The 3535-nt window shown below is 69.4% G+C and carries 3 protein-coding genes; 1 reads left to right on the forward strand and 2 read right to left on the reverse strand.

Going from position 1 to position 3535, the window contains the following annotated elements:
• Window positions 1-371: 371 nt before the first annotated feature.
• Complete coding sequence (locus AB0D04_RS42370) at window positions 372-932, reverse strand: MarR family transcriptional regulator (protein ID WP_362712799.1); 561 nt, start codon at window positions 930-932, stop codon at window positions 372-374.
• 176 nt (window positions 933-1108) lie between these two features.
• Between AB0D04_RS42370 and AB0D04_RS42375 the strand changes: the two genes are divergently transcribed.
• Window positions 1109-2395, forward strand: coding sequence for an MFS transporter (locus AB0D04_RS42375; protein ID WP_362712802.1), 1287 nt, complete (start codon window positions 1109-1111; stop codon window positions 2393-2395).
• 42 nt (window positions 2396-2437) lie between these two features.
• On the opposite strand, the gene AB0D04_RS42380 is transcribed toward AB0D04_RS42375, so the two are convergent.
• A partial coding sequence (locus AB0D04_RS42380; protein WP_362712801.1) for an ATP-binding SpoIIE family protein phosphatase occupies window positions 2438-3535 on the reverse strand: 1098 nt, incomplete at its 5' end.

Here is a 3535-nt window from a genome sequence, read left to right on the forward strand (position 1 = left end):
TTCGGCTTCTTCGCGTTTCCAACCTTACCAGATCCGTTTCCGTCTCTGGCCCCCTGCTGGAGCGGGGCTGGCCTTCCGGCTTTCGCTTTCCGGCCTTTCCGACTGTATCAGATCCGATTTCGTTCCGTTTCCGGTTCGAATTCAGTTCCGATTTCTTGTCGGGGTCACTACTTTAGCGGAATTCCTCGGTGACTCATAATCGAGTCCCGGTCCGAATTTCGGCATGCCGAAATCGTTCCCGGTGAGGGGCCGTGCAGTAGTGGTGTGCCGCGAAGCGGCGGGATGGCTGCCGCAGAACCGTTACGGCTGTGTGGCAACTCGGAGAACACTACGGATGGGGCAGGGGCGTGTCAACTTGGGCCGGAGCTGAGTCAGTCAAGGTCCTTGAGGCGGCCTCCGGCGTCCGGCTGGGCGTCCTCCACTCGGCGTAGGAGGCGCGTCAGGACCTCGCCGAGGCGGTGGCGGTCTTCGCTTGAGATGTCCTGGAGGAGGTCCTCTTCGAAGACCGCCGCCAGGCGCATGGCCTCCAGCCACTTCTCGCGGCCTTCGTGGGTCAGTTCGACGATGACGCGGACCCGGTTGCTCTCGTCGCGCTCTCGGGTGACCAGGCCTTCGCTCGCCATGCGGTCGATGCGGTGGGTCATGGCGGCCGGCGTGAGGCCCAGGCGCTTGGCGAGTTCGCCGGGGCCCAGCCGGTAGGGGGCTCCCGAGACGACGAGGGCCTTGAGTACCTCCCATTCGGCGTTGCTCAGGCCGAGGGTTGCCGTCTGGCGTCCGTAGGCGACGTTCATCCGCCGGTTGAGGCGCTGGAGTGCGGAGACGACCTGCTCGACCTGGGGGTCGAGGTCCTGGAACTCGCGCTGGTAGGCCGCGATCTGCTGCTCGAGGCTCGGCTCGTTCGCGTCGGGGGCCGCTTCTGAGGGCTCAGGCATGCGGCGCAGTATGACACGAAAGTCATTGGCGTCGAAGTCCTTCATTGTGTACTCTTTAAGTTCGAACTTTAGCTTTGAAGTCTTCAGGGTGTGACTGTCCGGTCCCGCTGAGGGCTGCCGCAGCTCGTGGGTTCGTACCTCTTATTCGTCTTGTGACTTGACCTAGGTAGGTGAGTGTGACCACCGCGATGGGCGCCGCGTTGCGCCGGATCCAGCTGGGGAACGCGCTGAGCGCGTTCGGGAATGGCTTCACGGTTCCGTATCTCTACGTCTATGTGGCGAAGGTGCGGGACCTCGGTGCGAGTACGGCGGGCGTGGTGCTGGCCATGCTGGCCGTGGCCGCGCTGGTCGTGCTGCCGTTGACCGGTCGGGTGATCGACCGGCGGGGTCCGCTGCCGGTGGCCATCGTGGGCGCGGTGTCGGCGGCCGTCGGGGCGCTGGGCCTGGGGCTGTCGGCCACGGAGCCGCTGGTGATCGCGTCGGCCGTGGCGCTCGGTGCGGGTATCGCGGTGATACAGCCGGCCCTCGCGACGATGATCGTGTGGTGCTCGACGACGGTGACCAGGTCGCGGGCGTTCGCTACGCAGTTCTTTCTGAACAACCTGGGGCTCGGTGTCGGCGGGCTGGTCGGTGGCCTGCTGGTCGACGCCGCGCATCCGGCGAGCTTTGTACGGCTGTTCGCCATCGAGGCCGTGATGTTCCTGGTCCTGGGAGCCGCTATTGCTTCCGTACGGCTGCCGCAGGTGCCGAAGGTCGAGGATGCGGTGCCGACCGGGGAGCGGCCCAAGGGGGCGTGGCGGGCGCTGTTCGGCGACCGGCGGATGGTGTGGCTGTGTGTGCTGGGCTTTGTGATGTTCTTCGCCTGCTACGGGCAGTTCGAGTCGGGGCTGGCGGCGTACGCGACCGAGGTCACCCGGATCGCGCCGGCCACGCTCGGGATCGCGCTGGCAGCCAATACGGCGGCAATTGTGGCGGCGCAGTTCGTGGTGCTGAGGCTGGTCGAGCGGCGTCGGCGCAGCCGGGTCATGGCCCTCGTCGGGGTGATCTGGACCGTGGCGTGGCTGGCTGCCGGGGTGTCGGGGCTGGTGCATGGTGCGCAGGCGGTGGCGACGACGCTGCTGATCTCGACGTATGCGCTGTTCGGGATAGGTGAGTCGATGTTGTCGCCGACGGTGGCCCCGCTGGTGGCCGATTTGGCGCCGGCCTCGCTGATAGGTCAGTACAACTCGGCGTTTGCCCTGGTCAAGCAGTTGGCGTTGGCCGTGGGGCCGGCGGTGGGTGCGTTGATGGTGGGGCATGGGATGCACGTGGCGTACATCGGGATGCTGGTGGTGTGCGCGCTGGGGATTACGGGGTTGGCGTTGTGGCTGGGGCGGATACTGCGGCCGGCGCAGGACAATCCGCACCGGCAGGTGGCGGCGGTTCCCGCGCCGCGGTCGGAGTCGGTGGCCGCGGCAGCGTGACCCGGCGTAGGGGCATACCGCTCCAGGGCCTGTCCGATGGGGTCAGGCCCTAGCCCGCGGCAGGGCGAATTCGCACCACACCGCCTTGCCGCCGCCCGGCGTGCGGCGGGAGCCCCAGGACGAGGCGATGGTCGCGACGATGGAGATGCCGCGGCCGGCCTCGTCGGCCGGTTCGGCGCGGCGGCGGCGGGGGAGGTGGTCGTCGCCGTCGGTGACCTCGATGATCAGGCGGCGGTCGGTACGGCGGAGGCGGAGGCGCATGGGGGGTGTGCCGTGCTGGAGGGAGTTGGCGACCAGTTCGCTGGCCGCCAGGACGCCGAGGTCGTGGAGTTCCGGGGAGAAGCGCCAGGAGGCCAGGACGCCGGAGGCGAAGGCGCGGGCGCGGGGGGCCGCTTCGGTGCCGCCGTGGAGTTCGAGGGCGGCGTTGTGGAACAGCTCGGCGTCGTGGCCGGTGCGTTCGGGGTGCTGGAGGACGAGGATGGCGACGTCGTCGTCGTGGTCGGCGCTGATGCCGAGGGAGCGCAGGAGGCGGTCGCAGACGATGTCGGGGGCGCCGGTGGCGCCCGCGAAGGCGGCTTCCAGGGCGTCCACGCCGTGGTCGATGTCCTTGTCGCGGCGTTCGACGAGGCCGTCGGTGTAGAGGACGGCGCTGCAGCCGGGGCCGAGGGGGACGGAGCCCGAGGTGTGCAGCCAGCCGCCGGTGCCGAGCGGCGGTCCGGTCGGCTCGGCGGCGCGGCGGACCGTGCCGTCGGCGTCGCGGACGAGGATGGGCAGATGGCCGGCGGAGGCGTAGATCAGCCGGCCTTCGTTGGGGTCGTGGACGGCGTAGACGCAGGTGGCGATCTGGCTGGCGTCGATCTCGGCGGCCAGGCCGTCCAGGAGCTGGAGGACCTCGTGGGGCGGGAGGTCGAGGCGTGCGTAGGCGCGTACGGCGGTGCGGAGCTGGCCCATGACGGCGGCGGCGCGCACGCCACGGCCCATGACGTCCCCGATGACGAGGGCGGTGCGGCCCGCGCCGAGGGTGATGACGTCGTACCAGTCGCCACCGACGGCCGCGTCCACGCCGCCCGGCTGATAGGTGGCGGCCACGCGGAGATCGTCGGGCTGCTCCAGCTCCTGCGGCAGCAGAGAGCGCTGGAG

This window comes from Streptomyces sp. NPDC048483, assembly GCF_040651455.1.
Lineage (GTDB): Bacteria > Actinomycetota > Actinomycetes > Streptomycetales > Streptomycetaceae > Streptomyces.